Here is a 25,953-nt window from a genome sequence, read left to right as displayed (position 1 = left end):
TCTTTATCTGTAAAAGTCTTTTTACTCATCTTTTTCCCCAGTCCCTGTTGTAATTCTGTAGTTGTGTTTCTTAATTATACAAAAAAGTACCCTATAGGTAGACTTTTTTTATGTGTCTACTCTATAGGGTACATTTTAAACGAGGCTGTTGCTTTTTTTAACTTACTGATCACTAAATAAAATATTCGCTTCACGTAATGCTTCACAGGCTGAGTCTAGTTTTTCAACAGAATCCGCTTCAATCGTATGTAAGTGCACCCCATTTGTCAATAAAGAGAGGAGGGAGGCATTTGTTGCTGATAATTTTTCTATAAAACGTTTTACCTCAAACCGATTCTTAATCATTAATGATCCTGTAATATCCCCGTAAACAGGATGCTCGACAATGACATCCCGAACAGTTACTCCGTTATCGACCAATATATTAAGTTCCTCAGCCGTTTGTTCAGGCGCATGTTTTACGACAATAATTCGTGAAATATAATCCTGTTGCGGCTGTTCCTGCAAATAGATATAACCTTGACTTGTTGCTACAATCGGCTCATTTTTAGCCTTTAATAACGAGATGTCCTGAACAATGACTTGGCGGCTTACATTTGCTCGGTTTGAAAGTTCCTCACCAATGATCGGGGTGGGGCTTTCCCTTAACCATTTGATAATCGATTCTCTCCGTTTTTCTCCTAAAAGTTTTTTATCTGTACTCATTTTTTTCACTCCATTTAAAGCTATAAGAGCCTCCATTTATCCTATATTTTATCAACAAGTTCTATCCAACACAATTCTCGCACTCCAAAAAAACAGCCTAATTCAGTTGAATCAGGCTGTTTTACTCAAGTTATATTAAATTTTCATTACTCCGCCAGTGCTAGCATTTGTTACAAGTTTAGAGTAGCGAGCTAGGTAGCCTTTTTTCACTTTTGGTTCAAAGCCTTTCCATTCCGCTTTACGTCTTTCAAATTCTTCATCTGAAATTTCTAAAGTGATTGAACGATTATTTAGATCAAGCTCAATCATGTCTCCATCCTGAACGAATGCGATTGGTCCGCCTTCTGCAGCTTCTGGAGAGATATGCCCAATGGAGATACCTCGAGATGCACCAGAGAAGCGTCCATCCGTAATTAAGCCGACCTTTGCTCCAAGGCCTCTGCCAACGATTTGTGAAGTAGGGGCAAGCATTTCTGGCATTCCTGGACCGCCTTTAGGACCTTCATAGCGAATCACAACGACATCACCTTCTTTTACCTTACCAACAATGATAGCAGATAGAGCATCCTCTTGAGAATCATAGCAGACAGCAGGGCCTCTGTGGTATCCGCCAACCTCTGGATCAACCGCACCAACCTTAACGACAGCACCCTCAGGAGCTAGGTTACCAAATAGGATAGCCAATCCTCCTGTTTCAGAATGAGGATTTTCAAGTGGACGGATTACATTGTGATCGGTAATTTCACAGCCTTCTACATTTTCTCGTAATGTTTTACCTGTAACCGTCAAACAATCTCCATTAATTGCTCCTGGCTTTTTGAGCAATTCATTGATGATTGCACTAACGCCACCAGCATTGTGAACATCTTCTATATGATGATCGGAAGCAGGGGCAATTTTCGCTAAGTGTGGAACACGAGCTGCGATGTCATTGATTCTTTCTAATGAATATTCAATTTCTGCTTCATTAGCTAATGCAAGAGTGTGAAGTACCGTGTTTGTAGATCCACCCATTGCCATGTCTAATGCAAATGCATTATCAATTGTATCCACAGTTACGATATCACGTGGCTTAATATCTTTTTCTATTAAATACATTAATTGCTTTGCTGATTCTTTAACAAATTCTTTTCTTTCTTCTGATACTGCCAGGATTGTACCGTTACCTGGAAGAGCAAGACCAAGTCCTTCTGCTAAACAATTCATGGAGTTTGCTGTAAACATACCTGAACATGAACCACATGTAGGACAAGCAAATTGTTCGATTTCCGTCAATCTGGCTTCATCAATTTTACCAGATTGATAGGCACCTACACCTTCAAATACTGAGTTTAGGTTAAGTGGATTTCCAGCAGCATCACGACCAGCTTTCATTGGACCACCACTGACAAAGATAGTAGGGATGTTAAGACGCATTGCAGCCATCATCATTCCTGGAGTGATTTTGTCACAGTTTGGAATACATACCATTCCATCAAACCAGTGTGCAGCAACAACTGTTTCAACCGAGTCAGCTATGATTTCACGGCTCGGTAGGGAATATCTCATTCCAATATGACCCATTGCAATTCCATCATCAACACCAATGGTGTTCATTTCAAATGGAACGCCACCAGCTTCACGAATCGCTTCTTTTACGATTTTTCCAAACTCTTGTAAATGAACATGTCCTGGAACAATATCAATATATGAGTTTACAACTGCGATAAAAGGTTTGTTAAAATCTTCTTCTTGAACTCCAGAAGCGCGAAGCAAACTTCTATGTGGAGCTCGGTCAATTCCTGATTTAATCATGTTACTACGTAAATCTGCCAAAATAATTACCTCCAATCAAAAAATACAACAAAATCAAAAAATTTAAATTATTACTCATTGTAACACTATTTTTAAGATAATCAATTAATTAATTACGTAGTTTTTTTGAGAATTTTAAAATTAATAGTTTAAAATCTTCATAGTTTCTACAAATTTCAACAGTTGACGCATTGATTTAAAGAGGATATTCTTCTATAATATAAATAGTTAGTTTAGGAAACAAATTAATTATTTCGTTAAGTTATCATCTTTTAAAATAAATTGTTATAATCACTTTAAAAGATACACAAAATAAACGCATGATTTGTTTTCTATCTTTATTACATAAGTAGAAAGGTTTGATATTAATATGTCTAAGCAACAAATAGGTGTAGTTGGTTTAGCAGTAATGGGTAAAAACTTAGCGTTAAACATAGAAAGCAGAGGATACTCTGTTGCTGTTTTTAACCGTTCATACGAGAAAACAGAAGAGTTCCTGAAAAATGAAGCAGTCGGCAAAAACTTTGTTGGTGCAAAAACAATTGAGGAATTTGTTAATTCACTAGAAAAGCCACGCAAAATCTTATTAATGGTTAAAGCTGGTCCAGCAACTGATGCAACAATTGAATCTTTAAAGCCATATCTTGAAGAAAATGATATTCTAATTGATGGTGGTAATACATTCTTCCAAGACACGATTCGTCGTAACAAGGAATTAGAATCTACTGGTATCCACTTCATCGGAACTGGCGTTTCTGGTGGTGAAGAGGGAGCATTAAAAGGTCCTTCAATTATGCCAGGTGGTCAAAAAGAAGCTTACGAGCTTGTTGAACCAATTTTAACAGCAATTTCTGCAAAAGTATCAGGTGACCCTTGTTGTACATATATCGGACCAAATGGTGCCGGTCATTACGTAAAGATGGTTCACAACGGTATTGAATATGGAGATATGCAATTAATCTGTGAAGCATACTTCATCCTTAAAAATGTGCTAGGTTTAAGCACAGATGAACTTCATGAAGTATTTGCTGAATGGAATAAAGGCGAGCTAGACAGTTATTTAATTGAAATCACTGCAGATATTTTCAAGAAAAAAGACGAAGAAACAGGCAAACCACTTGTTGATGTCATCCTTGACACTGCTGGTCAAAAAGGTACAGGTAAATGGACTAGCCAAAACGCTCTTGATTTAGGTGTTCCACTACCAATCATTACTGAATCAGTATTTGCTCGATTCATTTCAGCAATGAAGGATGAGCGTGTGAAAGCAAGTCAAGTTCTTTCTGGTCCATCAGCGGAAGGTTTTGACGGAGACAAGCAAGAACTAATTGAAGCAGTTCGTAAAGCTTTATACTTAAGTAAAATCATTTCATATGCACAAGGTTTCGCTCAAATGCGTGCAGCATCTGAAGAGTACAACTGGGATTTAAAATACGGTGAAATTGCAATGATTTTCCGTGGCGGATGTATCATTCGTGCACAATTCCTACAAAAAATCAAAGAAGCATATGACCGTGACGGACAATTAGCAAACCTACTATTAGATCCTTACTTTAAGGAAATTGCAGAAGGTTACCAAACATCATTACGTAAGGTTATCTCAGTAGCTGTGGAAAAAGGAATTCCTGTTCCATGTTTCTCTAGTGCAATTGCGTACTATGACAGCTACCGTACTGAAACATTACCTGCGAACCTTCTTCAAGCACAACGCGATTACTTCGGTGCACACACATACCAACGCGTTGACAAAGAAGGAGTCTTCCATACAAACTGGATGGAATAAACCATTGTTGGGGTTTCAACATTGAAACCCCGGCTTTTGTTTTAAATATAAATTACATTTTGGATGTAAGGGATTACACCTACATAATTTGGGCTTCCATTTTTATAGTGCAAAAAAAGAGACATCGCTTTCATAAATGCGTAAACTGTTTTTAGATGATTGTTTTAATAGGAGGGAGTCTTAAGCATGGGTATTCTCCAAGAGTTATTAAAGGATATTCCAGTTCCAAAAATGCTTAAAGTCAAACAGCATTTTGATGATAGTAAAGTTGAAAATCTTGTTGAAGAATTAACAAATAAATTACATCGAGAAGAAGTAAAACAAACCATTAAACCAGGCATGGAAATTGCGATTGCTGTTGGAAGCCGTGGGATTGATGCATTAGTTGACATTACGAAAACAACTGTTCAATTCATTAAAGACATGGGCGGCAAGCCTTTTATCGTACCTAGTATGGGTAGCCATGGCGGTGCGACCGGTGAAGGTCAACGTGATGTTTTAAAACATCTTGGCGTAACAGAAGAAAGTGTAGGATGTGAAATCCGATCTTCTATGGAAGTTATTAAGCTAGGTGAACTACCAAACGGCTTACCTGTCTACATTGATAAATTTGCGTCTGAAGCTGACGGTATTGTTGTGATTAATCGTGTAAAACCACATACAGCTTTCCGCGGCTCTGTTGAAAGTGGAATTCAAAAAATGATTAGCATTGGACTTGGTAAGCAAAAAGGTGCGGAAGCATGTCATCAATTAGGCTTTAAGTACATGGCCGAAAATGTTCCTGCCATGGCACAGATGATTATGGAAAAAACACCATTTCTTTTTGGTGTTGCGACTGTAGAAAATGCGTTCGACAGGGTTGCAAGAATTGAAGTTATGCTTACGAATGAAATTATTGAAAAAGAACCTGAACTTCAAGCACAAGCAAAACAATTACTTCCAAAGCTATTCTTTGATCAAATCGATGTTCTTGTCATTGATCAAATCGGTAAAAATATTAGCGGTGACGGGATGGATCCAAATATTACGGGACGTTACCCAACCCCATATGCACATGGTGGACCTGACGTGAACAAAATGGTTGTGTTAAACCTAACTCCTGAAACAGAAGGAAATGCGAATGGTGTTGGTACTGCAGACTTCACAACTCAACGACTTGTTGACAAAATGGACCTTGAATTCACTTATGCAAATGGACTAACTTCAACAGTGGTTGCTCCGACGAAAATTGCAACAACACTTCCAAATGACAAAGAAGCAATTCAAGCAGCCATCAAAACTTGTAATATCCTAGATTTCACAAAGGTAAAAATGGTTCGTATTAAAGATACATTGCATGTAAGCGAAATTGAAGTTTCCGAAGCCCTATTAGATTACATTAAACAACATCCAAATATTGAACAGGCATCAGACCTTTACGAATTCAATTTCGACGAAAACGGCAACCTTTTCTAATATTGGGGGATTAATCCCCCAGTTGCTAACAATGACTAATAACATCATAAAAGAGGGGAATAAACATGACTAAATTATTTGACTTAACTGGAAAAACAGCTGTAGCTATCGGTGGAAATAGTGTTTTAGGTTCTTCAATCTGTAAAGGATTTGCTGAACATGGCGCAAAAGTAGCAATCGTTGGACGTAACCTTGAAAAAACAGAAGCAGTTGTAAAAGAAATCGAAGCAGAAGGCGGAGTTGCAAAAGCTTTCACAGCTGATGTACTATCACGTGAATCACTTGAGAATGCAGCGAAAGAAATTGAAGCTTGGTCTGGTGGAATTGATATCCTCCTAAATGCGCCAGGTATGAATAGTCCAACTCCTTTCTTTGAACTTGATATGGATGAGTATGACAAAATCATGGATGTAAACCTAAAAGGTTATGTTATAGCCACTCAAATCTTTGCAAAGAAAATGATCGATAAGGGACGCAAAGGAAGTATTATCAATATTTCTTCTGTATCTTCAACTACACCACTATCTAAAGTATTTACATACTCAGTTTCAAAAGCTGGTGTAAACAGCATGACTCAGTTCTTGGCAAGAGAATTCGCACCAAATGGCATTCGTGTCAATGCAATTATTCCAGGATTCTTCCCTGCAGAACAAAACCGTAAAATTTTAAGTGAAGAGCGTGTTGCATCCATAATGGGTCACACTCCAATGAATCGTTTCGGTAACCCTGATGAACTTAAAGGAGCTGCTGTATTCTTAGCTTCTGAAAATGCTTCTAGCTTCGTAACGGGTACATTCATTCGCGTTGATGGCGGATTTGGAAGCATGACCATCTAAAATTATACTTCTGATACGTTTATTAAATGATATAAATAGAAAGAGACTAAAACAACCGGGAGAGAAGGGGAGAAGACAATGATTGAAGAAAAGTATCAAAAGCTTGTGTCAATTCTCCGAGAGATGGAATCAGTTGTCGTTGCCTTTTCGGGTGGAGTTGACAGTACCTTTTTATTAAAAGTTGCTGTCGACACACTTGGAAAAGAAAATGTGTTAGCGGTAACTGCTGATTCAGAAACATATCCTTCAACTGAGCTAAAGGAAGCTCAAGTCCTTGCAAAAAAAATAGGGGCCAACCATCGTGTCATTGAAACATCGGAGCTAGCTATTCCTGGCTATACTGAAAATGATCGAAATCGTTGTTATTTCTGTAAGAGCAGTCTTTTTGATCATCTCATTCCAGTTATGGAACGTGAAGGATATCACAATGTGGTATATGGAGTCATCGCTGATGATATGAATGAATTCCGGCCGGGTATGAAGGCGGCAAAGGAAAAAGGAATTCGCGGTCCGTTACAGGAGGCAAATTTTTTTAAGGATGAAATCAGGGAACTCTCTCGTGAATTCGATTTGCCAACCTGGAATAAACCATCATTTGCATGTCTTTCTTCACGCATTGCTTACGGTGAAAAAATCACGATTGAAAAATTAACGAAAGTCGAAAAAGCAGAGGCTTATCTTAAATCTCTTCAAATTCGTCAGGTTCGTGTTCGTACCCATCAAGAGATTGCAAGGATTGAGGTTGAACCTAACGACATGAAAAAAGTTCTAGAAAATCATGAGGCCATTACAAAAGAATTGAATTCAATTGGCTATAAATATATAACACTAGATTTAGTAGGTTACAAGAGTGGAAGTATGAATAAAGTCCTTTCTTAAGCAGAAAAAGCTTTGGTTTCCTTTCCAAAGCTTTTTCTTTGTAAAGAATAATATGGTAACATTAAGTCACAAACTAACAAGAAATATACGATAGAACGTGTAAAGGAAGATGTAGTATGTCACATGAATACGTCATAGGTCTCGATCTTGGGACAACCAGTGCAAAAGCAGTTATCTTTACTTTAAATGGGAAGGTAGTTGCAGAAGCTGAGGATCTAGTTACCTCTTACTACCCCAAGCAAGGATGGGTGGAGCAAGACCCTGATGAAATTGAGCGCTCTGCTGTAAAAGCAATCAATATGGCCATTCAGCAAGCGAAAGTAAATAAAGAAGAAATCATTAGCTTGGGTATTTCAGCTGCCATGCATTCCATCATTTGTATGGCGGATAATGGAGAAGCTCTTTCCCAAGCACTAATATGGGCAGATGGCAGAAGTACAAAACAAGCAAATGAACTTATGGAATCAAATGGTCTTGAAATTTTTTCAAGAACAGGTATGCCGATTCACCCGATGTCACCATTAGCAAAGCTCATTTGGATGAAGGAAATTGATTATATTCCATATAACCAAGCTAGCTATTTCTTATCAATTAAAGAATATTTACTATTAAAATGGTTTGGCAAGCGGGTTATTGATTATTCCATGGCGTCTGCAACAGGAATGTTTAATGGAAAAACATTTCAATGGGATAGTGAAGTGCTTACTAAGGCGGGAATCAGAGAAGACATGCTATCGGAAATTGTCCCACCAACTTATCGATTAACCGAGATTAATCCAACAATTGCAGATGAAATGGGCATCTCAAGTGAAATGCCATTTATCATAGGAGCAGCAGATGGTCAGTTTGCTAATTTAGGAATTGGAGCGATTTCTCCAGGTGAAGTTGCTGTTACAGCAGGCACAAGTGGAGCCATTCGCCAATTTACAAAAGGATTCCAGTCGAATAAAAAGCATGAAACCTTTTGTTATGCTTTTACTGATGAATATTTTATTGTTGGTGGTCCTACGAATAACGGTGGAATTGCCCTTCAATGGTTAAAAGAGCTACTTAATTACCAGGAAAGCTTTGATCATTTTACTGCAGAAGCTTCAAAGGTTGGCCCTGGTGCTGAAGGTTTATTTTTTCACCCCTACATAAATGGGGAACGCGCTCCATTATGGAACCAACAAGCCCGTGGGAACTTCTTTGGAATGTCTGTTACCCATAAAACTGAACACTTTGTTCGTGCTGTGTTAGAGGGAATTACATTTAATCTTTACCAAATTGGACAGGCATTAGAAAAACAAGCCGGAGAAACTGAAAAGCTTTATGTAAACGGTGGATTGGCACGTTCACCATTGTGGCTTCAAATGCTTGCTGATGTGTTCGGTAAAGAGGTTTATGTCCCAGAAAGCCATCATAGTGCAGCATGGGGAGCAGCTTGGACCGCATTAGTAGGTATCGGTAAAGTGAATTCCTTTGAAGAAATCAAGAACAATATTCCAATGGGAGAACCTGTTGTACCAAATCGCGAAAATCATGAGAAATACAAAGCGATTTATGCAAAATATGAAGCAATTGGAAAAGATATTATCAAACATTTCTAAACATAAGCGTCAGTTTGATACTGGCGCTTTACTTTAGGTATACATCGATTTTACTATCGATTAAGGTGTGTGAAACATGGTAGAAGAAATATTGGAGCAAGTGAAACAGGGAACATTAAGTATAGAAAATGCTAAGAAACAACTAGCAACCTACGAGAATTTAGGTTTTGCAAAAATCGACCATCATCGAAAAAATAGACAGGGATTCCCTGAAATTGTTTTTGGTGAAGGCAAGACAAAAGAACAAATTCATACAATTATAAAGGTCATTAAAGATCGTGGGGACAATGTTCTTGTGACCCGAATCTCACAGGAGAAAGCAGACTATATCTTACAATCAAGTCCCGAGTTTGTGTACAATGAAACAGCTCAAATACTTTATTGGAAAGATGAGACAATCAAAACTAAACAGAACAATGACTATATCGCTATCGTATGTGCGGGAACCTCTGATTTACGTGTGGCTGAAGAAGCTGCTATCACCGCTGAGGTATTAGGCAGTAACATTCGTCGCTTTTATGATGTAGGTGTGGCCGGTATCCATCGTTTATTTGATAACATTGAAGAAATTCGAAATGCCAATGTTTCAGTTGTTGTTGCGGGTATGGAGGGTGCTTTGCCAAGTGTAGTGGGTGGTCTTGTTTCCCATCCAATTATTGCAGTCCCAACAAGTATCGGTTATGGTGCCAATTTTCAAGGATTATCAGCATTGCTAACCATGCTTAATTCCTGTGCATCTGGAATCAGTGTAGTGAATATCGATAACGGTTTCGGTGGTGCTTACAACGCTGTTTTAATTGATCAACTTGCTCGAAAAGGAGAACTAGATTAGATGAAAACACTATATTTTGACTGTTTTTCCGGAATAAGTGGGGATATGGTAATTGGTGCATTACTTGATGCAGGTGGAGACCCACAACTGCTTGTAGAGGAATTAAAGAAACTTCGTTTTGAAGATGAATATAAATTAGACTGGAAAAAAGTCGTAAAAAACGGAATTACGTCAACGAAATTTGATGTCATTTTAAAGAATGAAGACAGTGATCACACGCATGAACACCATCACAGTCATGATCACGGCCATGAACACGACCATCATCACGAACATACTCATGACCACCATCAAGAAGAAGGACACAAACATTTACATAGACATGAACATAACCATGATCATCACCATGCTCACGAAAACGTTCATCACAGCCATGATCATGACCACCACCATCATCATTCACATCGTGCCTATAAGGATATTGTGAAGATGATTGAGGAATCTGAATTGGCACCTCAAGTAAAGGAAATGTCACTAAAGATTTTTAAGAAAATCGGTGAAGCAGAGGGCCTAATTCATGGACTTCCATTAGAAAAAGTTCATTTTCATGAGGTAGGTGCTGTCGATTCTATAATTGATATTGTAGGTGCGGCTATTTTATTGCAACAATTAGAAATTGCAACGATAAAATCGTCATCCGTGCCGGTTGGAACAGGTAAAATCCATATTGATCATGGGATTTACCCGGTTCCAGCTCCTGCTACACTTGAAATATTAAAAGGGGTACCAATTGAACAAAGCGATATACGTTTTGAACTAACGACGCCGACTGGTGCAGGGATTATTTCCGTGCTCACCGATGAGTTTTGCAGTTTTCCTTCAATGAAAGTAACAGCAATTGGCTACGGGGCTGGCACCAAAACGTTTAATGATTGCCCAAATGTGCTTCGTGTCATTATAGGAGAATAACTGGTTATGATTAGTCCTCACTAACTGTGTGGACTTTTCTTTTTGTAGATCCCCCTATTGACACATGTTTAATAACACAGTATAATTATCTTGAATTTAAGATATATTGTTTAAAGATATTTTTAAATATAGTAATTTACTATCGCTTGGAAAAACTATAATATATGCAATTAAATTGGAGGATTAATTATGAATGGATTAAAGGGAATACACCATGTCACTGCGATTACAAGTAGTGCAGAAAAAAACTATGAATTTTTCACCTATGTATTAGGAATGAGACTAGTCAAGAAAACAGTAAACCAAGATGATATTCAAACATATCACTTATTTTTTGCGGACGATACAGGAAGCCCTGGCACAGACATGACCTTCTTTGACTTTCCAGGAATCCCAAAAGGAGTTCATGGTACAAATGAAATTTCGAAAACATCCTTCCGTGTTCCAACAGATGCAGCAATCGATTATTGGGAAAAACGTTTTGAACGATTAAAAGTGAAACATTTTGGAATTAAAGAACAATTTGGCGTAAAAACTTTATCGTTCGTTGACTTTGATGACCAACAATATCAATTAGTTTCAGACGAAAACAATAAAGGTGTACCTGCGGGAACTCCTTGGCAAAAAGGGCCAATTCCATTAGAATATGCAATCACAGGTTTAGGACCATTATTTGTACGGACTGCACACTTTGATTTCTTTAAAGAAATGCTGGAGAAAGTATTACAATTCAAAGAAATTGCACATGAAGGCTCCAACCACTTATTTGAAGTAGGTGAAGGGGGAAATGGGGCACAGGTTGTCGTTGAAAATAACACTATTCTTCCACCATCACAACAAGGTTTTGGAACAGTTCACCACGCAGCTTTTCGTGTAGAGGATAAATCAGTCCTTGATGAATGGGACAAACATTTACGTGGATTTGGTTTCCAAACTTCTGGCTTTGTAGATCGTTTCTTTTTCGGATCGCTTTATTCAAGAGTAGCTCCCGGAATTCTATTTGAGTTTGCTACTGATGGACCTGGCTTTATGGGGGATGAACCATATGAAACTCTTGGTGAAAAACTTTCTTTACCTCCATTCCTAGAGCCAAAGCGTGAAGCAATCGAGAGTTATGTTCGACCTATTGATACTGTTAGAAGTACGAAGGAATTTGTAAAAGAATAAGTTTGTTTTACAGGATGTTCCATTTTTGTGGGGCATCTTTTTATTGTATTCTAGTCATATCTGATTACTTATTTTATAAAACATTTACCAAACGCCTATTGTATATAGGCCAAAAGGCGCGAAACCTCACATTTCCCACGTTAATTTCTTCCATTATAACTGACCATGGAAGGATTTTATCGAATTCCATCGAAATTTGTCTCATTTCATTGTATAATTATCTGTTGTAAGACAAATTGCTTGGAAAGGATGATGTCCAATGATGGAATGGGCGTTAGTTATATTATTTGGGGTAGCAGCAGTGTTGCTCATTTTATCTTATACACTTACGAAAAAAGCAAAAAAGGCAGAACAGCGAGAGCTTGAACTATATTCAGTAAGTTTTATGGAGGAAATAAATAAGCTTCAAGAGCAAATGAGAAACCTTGAATTAGACAATGAAATTCTTGCAAACCAAGCAGGGATTGATACGACAGATAAAGAACAACGTCAGTTACTTCGTGATGCTCTTGACCTCTATAAACGAGGATATTCAGTGACAAGCATTGCAAATGAGAAAAACTTAAGTGAGATCGAAGTACAAGGTTTACTGTCTCCTTTTATGAAACAGACAGAAGGGAGAAAAGTAGCAAATGTCCGCTAAAACATTAACTAGTTTTGCTTCTGGGCTTTTACTTGCGGCAGTGGTGTGTGCGCTAGTTTATTTTTTCGGACCCCAACAAGCAGCAACTACAAAGGCAGAAGAAAAGCCAACTGTGGAAGAGCTTAAAAGCCTTCTAACTGCTGAAGGCTATGTTATCCTGACTTCAGAAGAATGGGATAAAACTATAGCTGAAGCGAATAAGACTGTCGAAGAACCCCAGGAACAACCTAAAGAACAAGCAAAAGATGAACCAAAAAAAGAAGTTACACCAAAAGAGGAACCTGCTGAACCAGCTGTCAAGAAAACCGTTATTACTGTCTCAGAGGGTATGACAAGCTATGAAGTTGGAAAAGCACTTATTTCAGCTAAGATCATAAACGGAAATGCTTGGGACTTTGCAAACCAGGTTGAGAAAAAAGGCGTTGCCAAATACTTAAAGCTTGGTACATTTGAAATTACGAGTGATATGACAACGGATGAAATCATTTCAACAATCTTTAAAAAGAGATAATCCTTTATTAAAAGACCGAAACCACTAAAAAGTGATTTGGTCTTTTTTCTTATCTGTGGAACATTTTTGCGTGAAACAAGAAAAATCGGGCGGGTCATGCACAAAAATGTAGGCGTTTCTCATAAAAAGGAGACAATTGTTATCATTTTGCCTTTGCTTACATAGTATAGAGTATAAATTAATTATTAATATTAATTTTGTAAATGACCATAACATGAATTTGATGTGTTTTATAAATAGGATTTCTGTCAAGAATGAATGTAAAGTAAATACGCTAATGGGGTGATACGAAATGTATACCAATAAAGCAATTCAGGTTCTTGACCGTATGCGATTATCAAATGGCGCTTATACAGCAAGCTTATCAAATGACTATAGCTATGTATGGATTCGAGATATCGTGTATACTGTTCTTCCATTTATCAATGAGCCCTCTGATAGATATGTAAAGGCCTATCATGCATTATTTGATATGTTCAAATCGTATGAGTGGAAAATTGATATCCATCGGAAAAAGAAACCAATTTATTTATTTGAATATATCCATTCCCGCTATTCTACAGATCTAAAAGAGATGCCAGTAGAATGGGGTCATGCTCAAAATGATGCGATTGGTGCATTTTTATGGGGCGTCGGTGAAGGCTACCGCTTAGGACAAAAGGTAATCCGAGATAAAAAGGATATTGAAATTGTCCAAAAACTTGTCGATTATCTGGAATGCCTACAATATTGGCAAGCAAAAGATAATGGTATGTGGGAAGAGAATATGGAAGTTCATGCTTCAAGTATAGGTGCTTGTGTAGCCGGACTAAATGCCGTGAAAATACTTGTTAATGTAAAAGAAGAGCTAATCAAAAAAGGAGAGAGTGCACTCCGAAAGTTATTGCCTCGAGAAAGTGAAACAAAGGACACTGATTTAGCACTACTTTCTCTTGTTTTCCCATATCGAGTCGTTGACCGCGATACAGCAATTAAAATTGTTGAAAACGTTTCATCGAAATTGGAGCGCACGTATGGTGTGATTCGATATGAAAATGATCAGTATTATAATGAAGGAAGTGAAGCTGAGTGGTGCTTTGGGTTCCCTTGGCTTGGGCTTTGCTACCTTGAATTAGGTCAATTTCATAAAGCAAGTGAATATATAGGAAAAACAAAGAGGATTGTGCCTGATAATTGGGAGGTTCCAGAGCTCTATGTAGGTGGTACAAATAGGCCAAATGGAAACACGCCATTAGCATGGTCAGTTGCGATGTCCTATATTTTTCTTACAAAAATGGAAGTTATTGCACAACAAAAAATATCTTAAAAAGCTGCGAAAGCAGCTTTTTTTATGCCAAGACAAACAATACATCAAAATTATTTCAATATAACAAAAACAACAATGCTCTTATCCTCATTTACATTATTTCAAGATATCAAATTATACCGTAGAAAAGTAATAAACTCCCACAAATCAACGTTTATTTGTAAGCGGTTTCATATATTCCGCTAAAAATATTTTCATTAAAATAATAATTTTCTGTCCATTCTACCTTATTTGACAATAAAAAACATTATTCGCTAAAGGAATAAATCTGAAGCACCACGAATTAATATAATAAAGTAAAAAAGTAATACCTACTTCAGTTTTATCTAATTTCATACAAATTACATAAATTTTTGGTATTACTCACTTACTACTGACATATATCAAAAGGAGGATATAGTAGTGAATTCTACGGTTGAAAAAGAGGCTAAACTTTTTCCAAGTGAGTTTGACCTGCATTTATTTCACGAAGGAACATTGTTAGAAAGCTACAACATGCTCGGTGCACATATAATATCTTTTCAAGGGAAAGCCGGAGTCCGTTTTTCCGTTTGGGCACCTCATGCCAAGGCCGTTTCTGTCGTTGGGGATTTTAATAACTGGGATGGGCGTACAAACAGGCTTGAAATGATTTCAAACTCTGGTATATGGGTCGGATTTATCCCAGGTTTAAAAGAGGGAGACCTTTATAAGTATGAAATCACAAATGCAAATGGAGATCAGAAATTAAAAGCCGATCCATATGCGTTTTCTTCTGAAGTAAGACCTAATACGGCATCTGTCATTACTAGGCTCGATCAATTTAAATGGAATGATAAAAAATGGCTCAAAAAACGTGAGAAAGCCGAGTGCTACAATAATCCAATGTTGATTTACGAATTACATACTGGTTCTTGGAAAAAGAAAAAGGATGGTTCTTTTTATACATACCGCGAGCTAGCAGATGAAGTCATTGACTATGTTGTTGAGCATGGTTTTACCCATATTGAATTGATGCCTATCATGGAACATCCATTTGACTTATCCTGGGGCTACCAAATAACTGGCTTTTATTCGGTTTCAAGTCGACATGGTAGTCCGATCGACTTTATGTATTTTGTGGACCAATGTCATCAAAAAGACATCGGTGTCATACTTGATTGGGTTCCAGTTCATTTCTGCCGTGATGAACACGGGCTTGGAAGATTTGATGGAACACCCCTCTATGAGCATACAGACTCAAAAAGAGCTGATAGACCATTATGGGGGACGTATAGCTTTGACTTTACAAAACCAGAGGTTCATAGTTTCTTACTTTCCAATCTTGATTTTTGGATGGATATGTATCATATTGATGGCTTTCGAATCGATGCCGTATCTTCATTAATCTACCTCAACCATGACAATCCGCAACAAGAAAAGCTATTTAATCAATTTGGTGGCGAAGAAAATCTAGAAGCAATTGAATTTATTAAAAAAGCCAATGAAGCCATGTTCAAAAGATATCCAGGAGTATTGATGATTGCAGAAGAGGCGACCGATTACCCTCTTGTTACAGCTCCAACCTCCAAAGGTGGTTTAGGCTTTAATTATAAATGGAATATGGGTTGGGCGAATGATGTCCTTGCATACATGCGTCTACAGCCTTCCGACAGACGTTATCACCATAATTTATTAACTTTTTCCTTCTACTATGCGTTTTCAGAAAATTTCGTTTTACCTTTTTCACATGATGATGTTGTACACGGGAAGAAATCCCTTTTGGATAAAATGCCTGGCGACTACTGGCAAAAGTTTGCAAATTTGCGATTATTATATGGCTATTTGATGACCCATCCAGGAAAAAAACTTCTATTTATGGGTGGTGAATTCGGACAATTTTCCGAGTGGAAGGAGCTTGAGGAGCTTGACTGGATGCTTTTAGACTATGATTCTCACTCAAAGCTTCAGACCTATTTTAAAGAACTTCAGCATTTTTACCTTTTGAATTCAAGCCTTTGGAGAATGGACCATGAACAAAAAGGCTTTGAATGGATTGACCCGGATAACCATGATCAATCTGTGATTACATTCATGAGACATGGGAAGCGTAAAGGTGATTACTCGATCATCGTTTGTAACTTCTCTACCGAAGTCTATGAAAATTATCGTATTGGCGTCCCATCAGCTGGGAGTTATATAGAATTATTCAACAGTGATTCAGAAAAGTTTGGAGGATCTGGTCAAATTAATGCAGCTGCTATTACAGTTGATAAAACGCCAGCTCATAATCAGCCATACAGCATGACAATTAAAGTTCCACCTTTAGCATTGAGTATTTTTAGAAAAGAGACAAAAAAGAGAAAACGAGGTGTCGTCAAAAAATGAGGTCAAAGAAGTGGATTGCAGTTGTGTTAGCAGGTGGTCAAGGGTCAAGATTGGGGGAATTAACGACAGCCCTTGCCAAACCCGCTGTTCCGTTTGGTGGAAAATACCGGATTATTGATTTTCCATTAAGTAATTGTACTCATTCAGGAATTGATACAGTAGGTGTCATTACCCAATATCGCCCACATGTGCTCAATAATTATGTTAGTAATGGGCGTCCTTGGGATTTAGACCGGAACAATGGAGGAGTAACAGTGCTTCCGCCTTACCTTGGAAAAAACGGTGGGGATTGGTACAAAGGAACTGCCAACGCAGTCTACCAAAACATCCATTATATCGAGCAATATGATCCAGAGTATGTCCTTATCTTATCTGGCGATCATATTTACAAAATGGATTATAGTAAGATGCTACGCTTCTCCTTGGAAAAGGATGCTGCAGCTACAATCGCTGTCATTGAGGTTCCATGGGCAGAAGCAAATCGCTTTGGAATCATGAATACAAATGAGGAAAAGAAGATTGTTGAATTTGATGAAAAACCAGCAAATCCAAAAAGCAATCTTGCGTCAATGGGAATTTACTTATTCAAATGGAAATTATTAAAACAATATTTAATTGAGGATGAAGGAAATATTCATTCTTCCAATGATTTTGGGAAGGATATCATCCCTAAATTACTTGCAGATAATAATCAATTATATGCGTACCAGTTTGATAGCTATTGGAAAGATGTAGGCACCATCGAAAGCCTATGGGAAGCTCATATGGACTTATTAGATGATACTCCAGGCTTCGATTTACATGATCCAAGCTGGCCATTTTTTACCGGAATTGCAACACATCCACCACAATATATATCACCTAAGGCGGATATATCTCAGTCATTAATCAATGAAGGCTGTATCGTTCAAGGAACAATTGATCATTCCGTTCTCTCATACAATGTGCAGGTTGGTGAAAACTCTGTTATTAAAGACTCTGTTATTATGCCGAATGTGAAAATTGGAAAAAATGTGACCATTCACAAAGCGATTATCGCAAGTGATTTATGTATTCCAGATGGAGCACATATTGGGTCAGCTGCCCCTGATGCTGCCATTACATTATTTGGGGATGAAACCATCGTAAGACCATTAACCGTAAGTAAATAAATATCTTGAGGAGCGATCGGGAGTGGAACGAGTAATTGGTATAATTAATTTAGTGAATGATAAACAATATTTAAAAGAATTAACCCAGCATCGGTGTTTGGCAGCTGTGCCATTCGGAGGAAGATATCGATTAATTGATTTTACGATGTCCAATTTTATTAACGCCCATATTAAAAAGGTGGCTGTTTTTACAAAAGATAAATATCGTTCCATCATGGATCATCTTGGTAATGGAAAGGAATGGGACCTTGATCGACGTAATGGGGGATTGTTTATTTTACCTCCAATCAATCAGGACAAAAGTATAGTTGGTGATATCCAGCAATTTTATGATCACCTGGAATTTTTCAAGCGTTCCCACGAAGACACGGTGATTTTATCTCCTGGACATCATGTTTATAAAATTAATTTTAATGAAGTGATTAAAAGCCATAGGGAAAATGGAGCAGACCTCACAATTGTTTATAAAGATTATGACGGAGAACCAATTGAAAAACCAATCTATCATAAATGTATCCTTAACGCTGATGAGAAAGTAACCGATTTAGAACTCTATACTTCTCCAAAACAGGGTGACCCTGTTTGCACAGAAACCTTTGTTTTTTCAAAAAAGCTTTTAATTGAACTTATTACAAAATGCTATGAAAATGGTGAATATGATTTTATTCGAGATTTAGTCAAGGCTAATCTCCCTCGTCTTAAAGTAAACAGTTATCATTTTAAAGGTTATATGCCATTTATTCATTCCATCTCAAGCTATTATAAAACAAATATGGAATTCTTGAATCCACAGGTAACAAAGGAATTTTTCTTCGATAACTGGGAGATTTATACGAAAACAAAGCATGAACCACCGGTTAAATATTCCACAACTTCAAATGTCAGCAATTCTTTAATTGCAAACGGTAGTGACATTGAAGGGACGGTTGAAAATAGCATTATCTTTCGAGGGGTAAAGGTTCGCAAAGGAGCCACTGTTAAGAACAGTATTATCATGCAAAAGGGCGTCATTGACGAAGGAACCTACCTAGAAAATGTAATAACAGATAAACAAGTAAATATCACATCTGAAAAAATAATCATTGGAGAATTTATTCCAAAAGTCATCAAAAAAGCAGAGATAATTTAGTGGGGGAAGATCATGAACGTATTATTCACGGCATCCGAATGCGCTCCATTTTTAAAAACAGGCGGTCTAGGGGATGTAATAGGGGCTTTACCAAATGGCTTGCAGCAGGAGGGAATACATGTAAATGTAATCCTTCCGAAATATGGTGACTTAGCTGATAAATACAAGGAACAGCTTATCTTAGAACGAATTATAGAAGTACCATTAGGCTGGCGGAGACAATATTGTGGCATTGAAAAATTAGTCCACAACGGCATTAGCTATTATTTTTTAGATAATGAATATTATTTTAAACGCCATGGCAGCTATGGTTTCTATGATGATGGGGAGAGGTTTGCCTTTTTCTCTAGAGCTGTGCTGGAAGCAATTCCATATCTTGATGTAAAACCAGATATAATTCATTGCCACGACTGGCAAACAGGACCGATTCCACTGTTATTAAACGCACATTATTCAAACCATCCTATTTATCAGGGGATAAAAACGGTATTTACAATTCATAATTTACGCTATCAAGGGGTTTTTCCGAAATCTGTTTTAGGTGAATTACTCGATGTGAGTGAACGCTATTTTCATATTGATGGTGTAGAGTTTTATGGGAATGTCAGTTATATGAAAGCTGGTTTGGCATTTGCTGACACTCTTACCACTGTCAGCCCAACCTATGCAAATGAAATTCAAACAGCATATTATGGGGAAGAGCTAGATGGCTTTTTACGAAAACGAAGGTTGGAGTTGCAAGGAATTGTAAATGGAATTGATCATGAAAACTATAATCCAGCTTCTGACAAAGCCATTTTTCACTTATTTGATTCGTATGAAGGAAAAATGGAGAATAAAAGAGCATTACAGGAGCATCTAGGGCTTCCAGTTAACGAAGAAGTTCCTGTTATCTCCATGATTACACGACTCGTGGAACAAAAGGGTATTGATCTTGTTTTACATGTATTTGAAGAAATCCTTAAGCAGAATGTACAGTTTGTTTTACTCGGAACAGGTGAAAGCCATTATGAGGATGCCTTCCGGACTTTAGCAAAACAACATCCGACAAAGGTATCCGCAAATATCTTTTTTGATGAATCACTTTCTCGTAAAATATATGCCGGTTCTGATTTATTTTTAATGCCCTCACAATTTGAGCCTTGCGGGATTGGCCAACTACTTGCATTTCGATACGGAACACTCCCACTCGTAAGGGAAACGGGAGGACTTAAGGATACCGTTCAGCCATACAATGAATTCACTGACCAGGGCAATGGCTTTAGTTTCACGAATTACAATGCACATGACATGTTGTATACACTAGAGCGCGCGATTTGGTTTTATCGTTTCCAGCCAAAGAAATGGAAAGAGTTATCCGAAAAAGCATTGAACCTTGACTTTAGCTGGAAGGCATCCTCAAAGGAATATATCAAAATGTATGAATCACTACACTTTACGTTGGTATGAGCAAGAACGTTAGGGACATGGCCCTAACGTTTTTACTGTTTTCGACTCAATTGAGTTAATGCCATTCTTCTTAAGGAAGAACTGCTAAAATCTGTTGCATTTCTTTTTTTCATCTGTTCACGAATGGGATTGCCATTCATCATTGGATTTAGCTTATCATCATTGTTTTCCATCATGGGGACTCCTCCTTATAGGCTTATCATCCCCAGGAAGGAATGTATTATATCAAAGGAAAATGATGTTCATAGCGTGGGTTGTAGTAATAGGGCGGTCTTGAGCCAATTTGAGGCAATTCAAAGCTTTGATTTATATACGATACACCGACACGTTCTTTTGATTCATTTTTTAGTAAAAACTTCACTTCTGGACTGTAATAATATTGCACGAGTTTAACCTCCTTCGTGATTTCTAAGTTAGTTTATTCAGTCTTTCTAAAAATGGAGCCCGTACGTTTTTATCACTGTTCCCAGCAGCCTTCATAGACTAAAGCAAATTGAGTTTTTGAGGAGGTTTGCCTATGTCGAGTTTTAAAGAAGAAGATAGGGAGAATCAACATTACCCCATGTATCCGAATTACGGAAAAATTACAGAATTCAAGGATGTCGCTTTAACAGTACCGGAGCAGCGCCAATATCGTCAGCCCGGTGTTGAAGGCCTAATGGTACCAAGACCCATTGTTGACAATCCACAATATAAAGGGAGTGGTAAGCTAAACGGAAAAGTTGCCTTAATTACTGGTGGGGATAGTGGCATTGGCGCAGCTTGCGCAATTGCCTTTGCAAAAGAGGGCGCAAATGTGGGGATATCATATTTGGATGAGCATGAAGATGCAAATCGAACAAAAGCAAGAATCGAAGAGATTGGTCAGCGTTGTTTGCTTTTACCAGGGGACTTACGTGAAAAACAAAACTGTATTCATATTGTAGAAAACACCGTTAAAACCTTTGGAACGCTCGATGTTCTTGTCAATCACGTCGGCATTCAATTCCAGCAACTTAGTCTCTTAGACATATCTGACGAGCAGTTTGATGATACGTTTAAGGTCAATGTGTATTCCCATTTTTATACGACACGAGCAGCATTAAAGCATTTAAAAGCTGGAAGCTCTATCATTAATACAGCTTCTGTTGTAGCTTATTACGGGAATGATCAACTGATTGATTATTCAATGACGAAAGCAGCGAATGTTGGATTTACTCGAGCACTCGCTAATAATCTTGTAACAAAGGGTATTCGGGTCAATGCTGTTGCACCAGGTAGGGTTTGGACACCACTTATTCCTTCGAGTTTCTCTGCAGACCAAGTCCCGCTTGCAGGTAATCCAATGGATAGACAAGGACAGCCATTTGAGCTTGCTCCAGCTTATGTGTATCTTGCTTCTGATGATTCACGCTTTGTAACCGGACAAACGATTCATGTGAATGGTGGTCAAATTACCTCATCCTAAAAAAAGTGATTCTCACCGAATCACTTTTTTCTTCTTTACTTATCTTTATTTATCTTCACATTTTGCGGACGTTTCGGATGGCCCACTTTACCTTCATCATCTGGACCTGTTAAGGTATTACGTTTATCTAATACTTTACCTGTAAATTCAACCGGATTGCGATTTGCCATGTTTTTCACCTCCATTTATTTAGGATGGTTGAAAAACAAAATATCATGACCGCAAAAATTATTTCTTCAACGAATAATAGTTCTTTATATTAGCTGTAGCAATCGATTCAAAAAGAGTATTTGTTAAACTGTTTGCTCCTTTGGCATCTAAGCCAAGTTCCCATATCATCATACCGCCAAAACCATGATTTAAAGCAAGCTCCGTTTTTCTAGCCATCATCGTTTGGCCATTATAATAATAAATTGTACCATTCATATTGACGGTATCTTTTTCTGCATTTTTAGGATTGTTTTTGATAATTGCCTCATAGGAAACAGGCTTGATATTTGAATCAGCGGGTTGCCCATAAAAAGGAACACCTAATACAAGCTTATCCTTAGCTATATTATGGGAATCAAATAAAGTCGACCAGTATCGTACAATACTTTCAGAAAATGGATAGGGAGATAAATTTTCGGCAAAATAGCCACCGTCCCATTGACCATCATAGGCCATAATATTTACATGGTCTACATATTGAAACATAGCAGTCTCATATTTCACATACCCGAGCTCTGTTAATGTTTGTCCATGAATTTTTGAGTGAACAGCTATAGATAATTCTTTTTTATTGGCATGCAACCTATCACCTAGATTTTTAATAAATTGATGTAAGTTTTTCGCATCTGCATTTGTACGTGGATGTTCAAAATCAATATCAATTCCATCAAGGTTTTCCCGTTCAACGACTCCCATTAGCTCATTTACAAGTTTTGCTTGAGATTGAGGGTTTGCAAGTGCGGCTGAAAAATAATCATAGGATTCTCCGCCATTCATATGGAACCAACCACCAACAGCAAGCATCGCTTTTGTATGATGCTTATGTGCATTTGTAACCATGTTTCTAAGATTTTTTTCGGCATGATCGCCTGTAAAGAGAATCTGACCATCCTTTGTTGGATGAACAAAAGAAAAGATGATATGCGTTAATTTCGAATAATCGATTTGATTTGGATCTCTAAAATCCTGGACATAGCCAATTAATACCTTCGACTGTTTTTTATCGAGTTTCGGCATTTCTTTAGGTGCCGGTGTTTTAGAAGAATGGGGGGTTTGCTTCGTTATCTTATTTTCATGTTGACTTTGGTTTGTAAGCTTTGTACCTGTTAAAATTCCACCAATAAATACCACAACCAACAAAATAGAAAGGAAGATATACCGTTTTTTCATGATGTTGTCCTCCTGAACTTCATTATCCTCAAATTGTAACAAACTGATCAAGCACATGGTTGTGGTAATATCATCCTATATACATAATATTTTTGACTCGTCTTATATAAACTAAAAACAATACGTCTTTTGACAAGGAGCAATTTAATGAGCAATCAACTTGAGCTATACTATAATCAAGCTGTTGAACGAGCTAAACAACTCATCATGGAGGATATCAACCATTACCTCGAACAAAAAGAAACACTTCCTTCCTATGAACAATATATGCGTGAACGCAGTACTTTCTTTGAACAAATCTGGCTAAATGCATGGCTAAATTCAGCGGTTCAAGCACCTGTTTCGGAAAAAAAGGCCTATTTAGAAGAGCGGGGCTTTGACATAGAAGGTGTTGCTAAAAAGCTACTCAACAACTTATTTCGATCGGATGTTCGCGATGTTGAACCCTATGATTTTATCTCCTGGCTTGAGGAAAAGTATGCAAATCAACCGAAAAAATGGGAGCAACAATATCAATCGGCAAGAGCAGACTATGAAGCTCGATTGAAGAAACAACAGGATAGAGAAAATAAGAGAAAGTTTATCCAAAAGCTTAATTTTTATCTGAATGAAATACTAGGTGACCACTACGAAGAACTATATCTTCGGATTCGATATTTACTTGGAAGTCATTTAGCGATTGAGATTGATCAAAAAGGAATGATTTTATCATCAGATGACATCACTTTCGCTTCATATTTATACAAAGAAACAGAACTCGCACATAACCGGTATTTTTACCAAGAGAATTTAATCGAGCAGTATGAAGATCTCATTTTACACCAACTCATGGATTTTGGGCCAAACTGGTTAAAATCTCACTTGCCAGAACGTATATTCGAAGAGTGTGAAAGTAGCTTTCAAGAACCATTATCGGATGCTTTTTTACAGGAAGTAGCATATGAGTACTTTCTAGATGTACGTGATGATTTATTTGAGGATATTTTAGAGGAATATGTGTCTGATCTTGTGAAGCTGATTGATATACCTTTTGATTTGGATACACACCAAGAAATATTTGAAAGGGATATTACCGACCGAAAAGAACGGGTTGAAAAAGAAAAAGAAGACCTTAGACGTCAACAGGAAGAAGAACAAAAAATGATGGAGGATATTTTCGGACGAGCTTATCATTTATCCCCAGGACGAAATATTCGGTATATTCTTCATGTCGGAGAAACAAACACTGGAAAGACCTTTAAGGCAATCCAAAGTATGAAGGATGCTAATAGCGGGATCTATTTAGCTCCTTTGCGATTATTAGCACTTGAGATTTATGAAACATTGAATGAGGCAGGTGTGCCTTGTAACTTAAAAACAGGTGAAGAAGAAAAGCAAGTAGAGGGAGCCAACCATTTATCCGCAACCGTTGAAATGTTAAGAGAAAAAGACTTTTATGAAGTGGTTGTAATTGATGAGGCACAAATGATTTCCGATAAAGACCGTGGTTTCTCTTGGTATAAAGCCATTACAAATGCAAATGCAAAAGAGGTTCATATCATCTGCAGTTTTCATGCAAAATGGATGATTCTGCAGTTGCTTGGAAACTCAGATGTAGAGGTTCACGAATATCATCGGGATGTGCCATTAGAGGTAGAGCCACAGCTATTTCGTTTGAATCACACACGAAAAGGCGACGCACTCGTTTGTTTTTCAAGAAGAAGAGTGCTTGAAACAGCCTCAGAACTACAAAGAAGTGGTCGTCGGGTGAGTATGATATACGGTAGTATGCCTCCCGAAACAAGGAAAAAGCAGATTCAACGTTTCAATAATGGTGAAACAACTGTGATAGTAGCTACAGACGCAATTGGGATGGGATTAAACTTACCAATTCGACGTATCGTGTTTTTAGAAAATGATAAATTCGATGGCACGAGAAAAAGGTTGTTAACCTCTCAGGAAGTGAAGCAAATAGCAGGACGTGCAGGAAGACGTGGTATTTATGATATCGGCAAAGTTGCATTTACCAGTGATATTAAGACGATGACACGGTTATTGGAACAAGAAGATGAGCCGCTGGAGGGTTTTGCAATTGCACCAACGAATGCGGTCCTGGAACGATTTCAAAAATACTCACGAAAAATGAGGATGTTTTTCTACCTTTGGGATCAATTCAAAAGCCCTGAAGGCACAAAAAAAGCTAGCCTTTATGAAGAAAGAATGCTGTATGAGTTGGTTGAAGACACAATCATTGAGGCTAAGCTATCATTACCGGACCTTTACGGCTTTTTACATTTGCCCTTCTCGTCAAATGAACCTTCACTGCGAGCACAATGGAAGAAAAATCTTGAGGCAATTGTTGATGGGATACCATTACCTAACCCCGTCTTGAAGGAATCCGGACTTGAGGAGCTCGAACTCTCTTATAAAGCGGTAGGGCTTCATTTATTGTTCCTTTATAAATTAGGAAAGCACACAGAAGCCCAATATTGGGAAAGAATTAGGGAAGAAATTAGTGATAAAATCCATGAACACTTAAAATCAGGTATTCAACCAACTAAGAGAGTATGTAAACGTTGCGGTAAAAACCTTCCAATCGGATTCTCGTTTGCAATATGTAATGAATGCTATTTCGAACGCCCAAGAAGAAGAGGATAAAGGAA

At 37.6% G+C, this 25,953-nt stretch carries 23 protein-coding genes; 17 read left to right on the top strand and 6 right to left on the bottom strand.

The features are described from left to right. Positions 1 to 162 precede the first annotated feature (162 nt). Together V7138_RS07990 and ilvD are read right to left on the bottom strand one after the other, a co-directional pair. Positions 163 to 705 carry a transcription repressor NadR gene (locus V7138_RS07990; RefSeq protein WP_335395817.1) on the bottom strand — a complete coding sequence of 181 codons (543 nt, stop codon included), beginning with the start codon at positions 703 to 705 and terminating at the stop codon, positions 163 to 165. Between the two features lie 135 nt (positions 706 to 840). Continuing rightward, positions 841 to 2,520, bottom strand: coding sequence for a dihydroxy-acid dehydratase (gene ilvD, locus V7138_RS07985; protein ID WP_335395815.1), 1,680 nt, complete (start codon positions 2,518 to 2,520; stop codon positions 841 to 843). 349 nt (positions 2,521 to 2,869) lie between these two features. On the opposite strand from ilvD, the gene gndA reads away from it, so the two are divergent. The 15 genes from gndA to glgA all read left to right on the top strand — a co-directional run bounded on the left by gndA (position 2,870) and on the right by glgA (position 20,484). Beyond that, complete coding sequence (gene gndA / locus V7138_RS07980) at positions 2,870 to 4,282, top strand: NADP-dependent phosphogluconate dehydrogenase (protein WP_335395813.1); 1,413 nt, start codon at positions 2,870 to 2,872, stop codon at positions 4,280 to 4,282. A 186-nt stretch (positions 4,283 to 4,468) separates the two neighbouring features. Beyond that, entirely contained in the window at positions 4,469 to 5,737 is a 1,269-nt protein-coding gene (locus tag V7138_RS07975) for a lactate racemase domain-containing protein (RefSeq protein ID WP_335395812.1), read from the top strand. 65 nt (positions 5,738 to 5,802) lie between these two features. Then, a complete protein-coding gene (locus V7138_RS07970) occupies positions 5,803 to 6,573 on the top strand; it encodes an SDR family oxidoreductase (RefSeq protein ID WP_335395809.1) in 771 nt (256 codons plus the stop codon). A 78-nt stretch (positions 6,574 to 6,651) separates the two neighbouring features. After that, entirely contained in the window at positions 6,652 to 7,452 is an 801-nt protein-coding gene (gene larE / locus V7138_RS07965; protein WP_335395808.1) for an ATP-dependent sacrificial sulfur transferase LarE, read from the top strand. A gap of 116 nt (positions 7,453 to 7,568) precedes the next feature. After that, positions 7,569 to 9,041, top strand: coding sequence for a gluconokinase (locus V7138_RS07960; RefSeq protein ID WP_335395807.1), 1,473 nt, complete (start codon positions 7,569 to 7,571; stop codon positions 9,039 to 9,041). A 76-nt stretch (positions 9,042 to 9,117) separates the two neighbouring features. After that, positions 9,118 to 9,873: a nickel pincer cofactor biosynthesis protein LarB gene (larB, locus tag V7138_RS07955; RefSeq protein ID WP_335395806.1), complete on the top strand. Its 756-nt coding sequence runs from the start codon at positions 9,118 to 9,120 to the stop codon at positions 9,871 to 9,873. Beyond that, a complete protein-coding gene (locus tag V7138_RS07950) occupies positions 9,874 to 10,782 on the top strand; it encodes a LarC family nickel insertion protein (protein ID WP_335395803.1) in 909 nt (302 codons plus the stop codon). A 189-nt stretch (positions 10,783 to 10,971) separates the two neighbouring features. Beyond that, positions 10,972 to 11,949: a ring-cleaving dioxygenase gene (locus V7138_RS07945; RefSeq protein ID WP_335395801.1), complete on the top strand. Its 978-nt coding sequence runs from the start codon at positions 10,972 to 10,974 to the stop codon at positions 11,947 to 11,949. Positions 11,950 to 12,208: 259 nt separating this feature from the next. Further along, entirely contained in the window at positions 12,209 to 12,592 is a 384-nt protein-coding gene (locus V7138_RS07940; protein ID WP_335395799.1) for a hypothetical protein, read from the top strand. Then, positions 12,582 to 13,103, top strand: a complete 522-nt coding sequence (locus V7138_RS07935; RefSeq protein WP_335395798.1) for a hypothetical protein — start codon at positions 12,582 to 12,584, stop codon at positions 13,101 to 13,103. Before V7138_RS07940 ends, V7138_RS07935 begins: the two co-directional genes overlap by 11 nt. 292 nt (positions 13,104 to 13,395) lie before the next feature. Further along, positions 13,396 to 14,409, top strand: a complete 1,014-nt coding sequence (locus tag V7138_RS07930) for a glycoside hydrolase family 15 protein (protein WP_335395796.1) — start codon at positions 13,396 to 13,398, stop codon at positions 14,407 to 14,409. A 402-nt stretch (positions 14,410 to 14,811) separates the two neighbouring features. Further along, positions 14,812 to 16,755: a 1,4-alpha-glucan branching protein GlgB gene (gene glgB, locus V7138_RS07925; RefSeq protein WP_335395795.1), complete on the top strand. Its 1,944-nt coding sequence runs from the start codon at positions 14,812 to 14,814 to the stop codon at positions 16,753 to 16,755. Beyond that, complete coding sequence (locus V7138_RS07920; protein WP_335395793.1) at positions 16,752 to 17,906, top strand: glucose-1-phosphate adenylyltransferase; 1,155 nt, start codon at positions 16,752 to 16,754, stop codon at positions 17,904 to 17,906. Before glgB ends, V7138_RS07920 begins: the two co-directional genes overlap by 4 nt. Before the next feature lie 22 nt (positions 17,907 to 17,928). Next, complete coding sequence (gene glgD, locus V7138_RS07915) at positions 17,929 to 19,035, top strand: glucose-1-phosphate adenylyltransferase subunit GlgD (protein WP_335395791.1); 1,107 nt, start codon at positions 17,929 to 17,931, stop codon at positions 19,033 to 19,035. A 12-nt stretch (positions 19,036 to 19,047) separates the two neighbouring features. Beyond that, positions 19,048 to 20,484, top strand: a complete 1,437-nt coding sequence (gene glgA, locus V7138_RS07910) for a glycogen synthase GlgA (RefSeq protein WP_335395788.1) — start codon at positions 19,048 to 19,050, stop codon at positions 20,482 to 20,484. A gap of 32 nt (positions 20,485 to 20,516) precedes the next feature. Here the strand turns inward: glgA and V7138_RS07905 are convergent, their stop codons facing one another. Together V7138_RS07905 and V7138_RS07900 are read right to left on the bottom strand one after the other, a co-directional pair. Beyond that, complete coding sequence (locus tag V7138_RS07905; RefSeq protein ID WP_335395785.1) at positions 20,517 to 20,660, bottom strand: hypothetical protein; 144 nt, start codon at positions 20,658 to 20,660, stop codon at positions 20,517 to 20,519. Between the two features lie 44 nt (positions 20,661 to 20,704). Then, a complete protein-coding gene (locus V7138_RS07900; protein WP_335395783.1) occupies positions 20,705 to 20,869 on the bottom strand; it encodes a hypothetical protein in 165 nt (54 codons plus the stop codon). Between the two features lie 132 nt (positions 20,870 to 21,001). On the opposite strand from V7138_RS07900, the gene V7138_RS07895 reads away from it, so the two are divergent. Continuing rightward, the gene (locus V7138_RS07895) at positions 21,002 to 21,931 is read left to right on the top strand and encodes an SDR family oxidoreductase (RefSeq protein WP_335395782.1); all 930 of its coding nucleotides are present in this window, start codon (positions 21,002 to 21,004) and stop codon (positions 21,929 to 21,931) included. Positions 21,932 to 21,966: 35 nt separating this feature from the next. On the opposite strand, the gene V7138_RS07890 is transcribed toward V7138_RS07895, so the two are convergent. Beyond that, the gene (locus tag V7138_RS07890; protein WP_335395781.1) at positions 21,967 to 22,101 is read right to left on the bottom strand and encodes a hypothetical protein; all 135 of its coding nucleotides are present in this window, start codon (positions 22,099 to 22,101) and stop codon (positions 21,967 to 21,969) included. Between the two features lie 58 nt (positions 22,102 to 22,159). Beyond that, a complete protein-coding gene (locus tag V7138_RS07885; protein ID WP_335395779.1) occupies positions 22,160 to 23,311 on the bottom strand; it encodes a glycoside hydrolase family 18 protein in 1,152 nt (383 codons plus the stop codon). A gap of 147 nt (positions 23,312 to 23,458) precedes the next feature. Here V7138_RS07885 and V7138_RS07880 point away from each other — a divergent pair, with 147 nt between their 5' ends. Then, positions 23,459 to 25,948 (top strand): DEAD/DEAH box helicase, encoded by a 2,490-nt coding sequence (locus V7138_RS07880; protein WP_335395776.1) that lies wholly within the window; start codon positions 23,459 to 23,461, stop codon positions 25,946 to 25,948. Positions 25,949 to 25,953: the final 5 nt, after the last annotated feature.

Origin of the sequence: Bacillus sp. JJ1533 (genome assembly GCF_036965045.1) — a bacterium.
Lineage (GTDB): Bacteria > Bacillota > Bacilli > Bacillales > Bacillaceae_L > Ferdinandcohnia.
The sequence above is the reverse complement of the archived record's forward strand: the minus strand, read 5'-3'. Positions and strand labels throughout refer to the sequence as shown.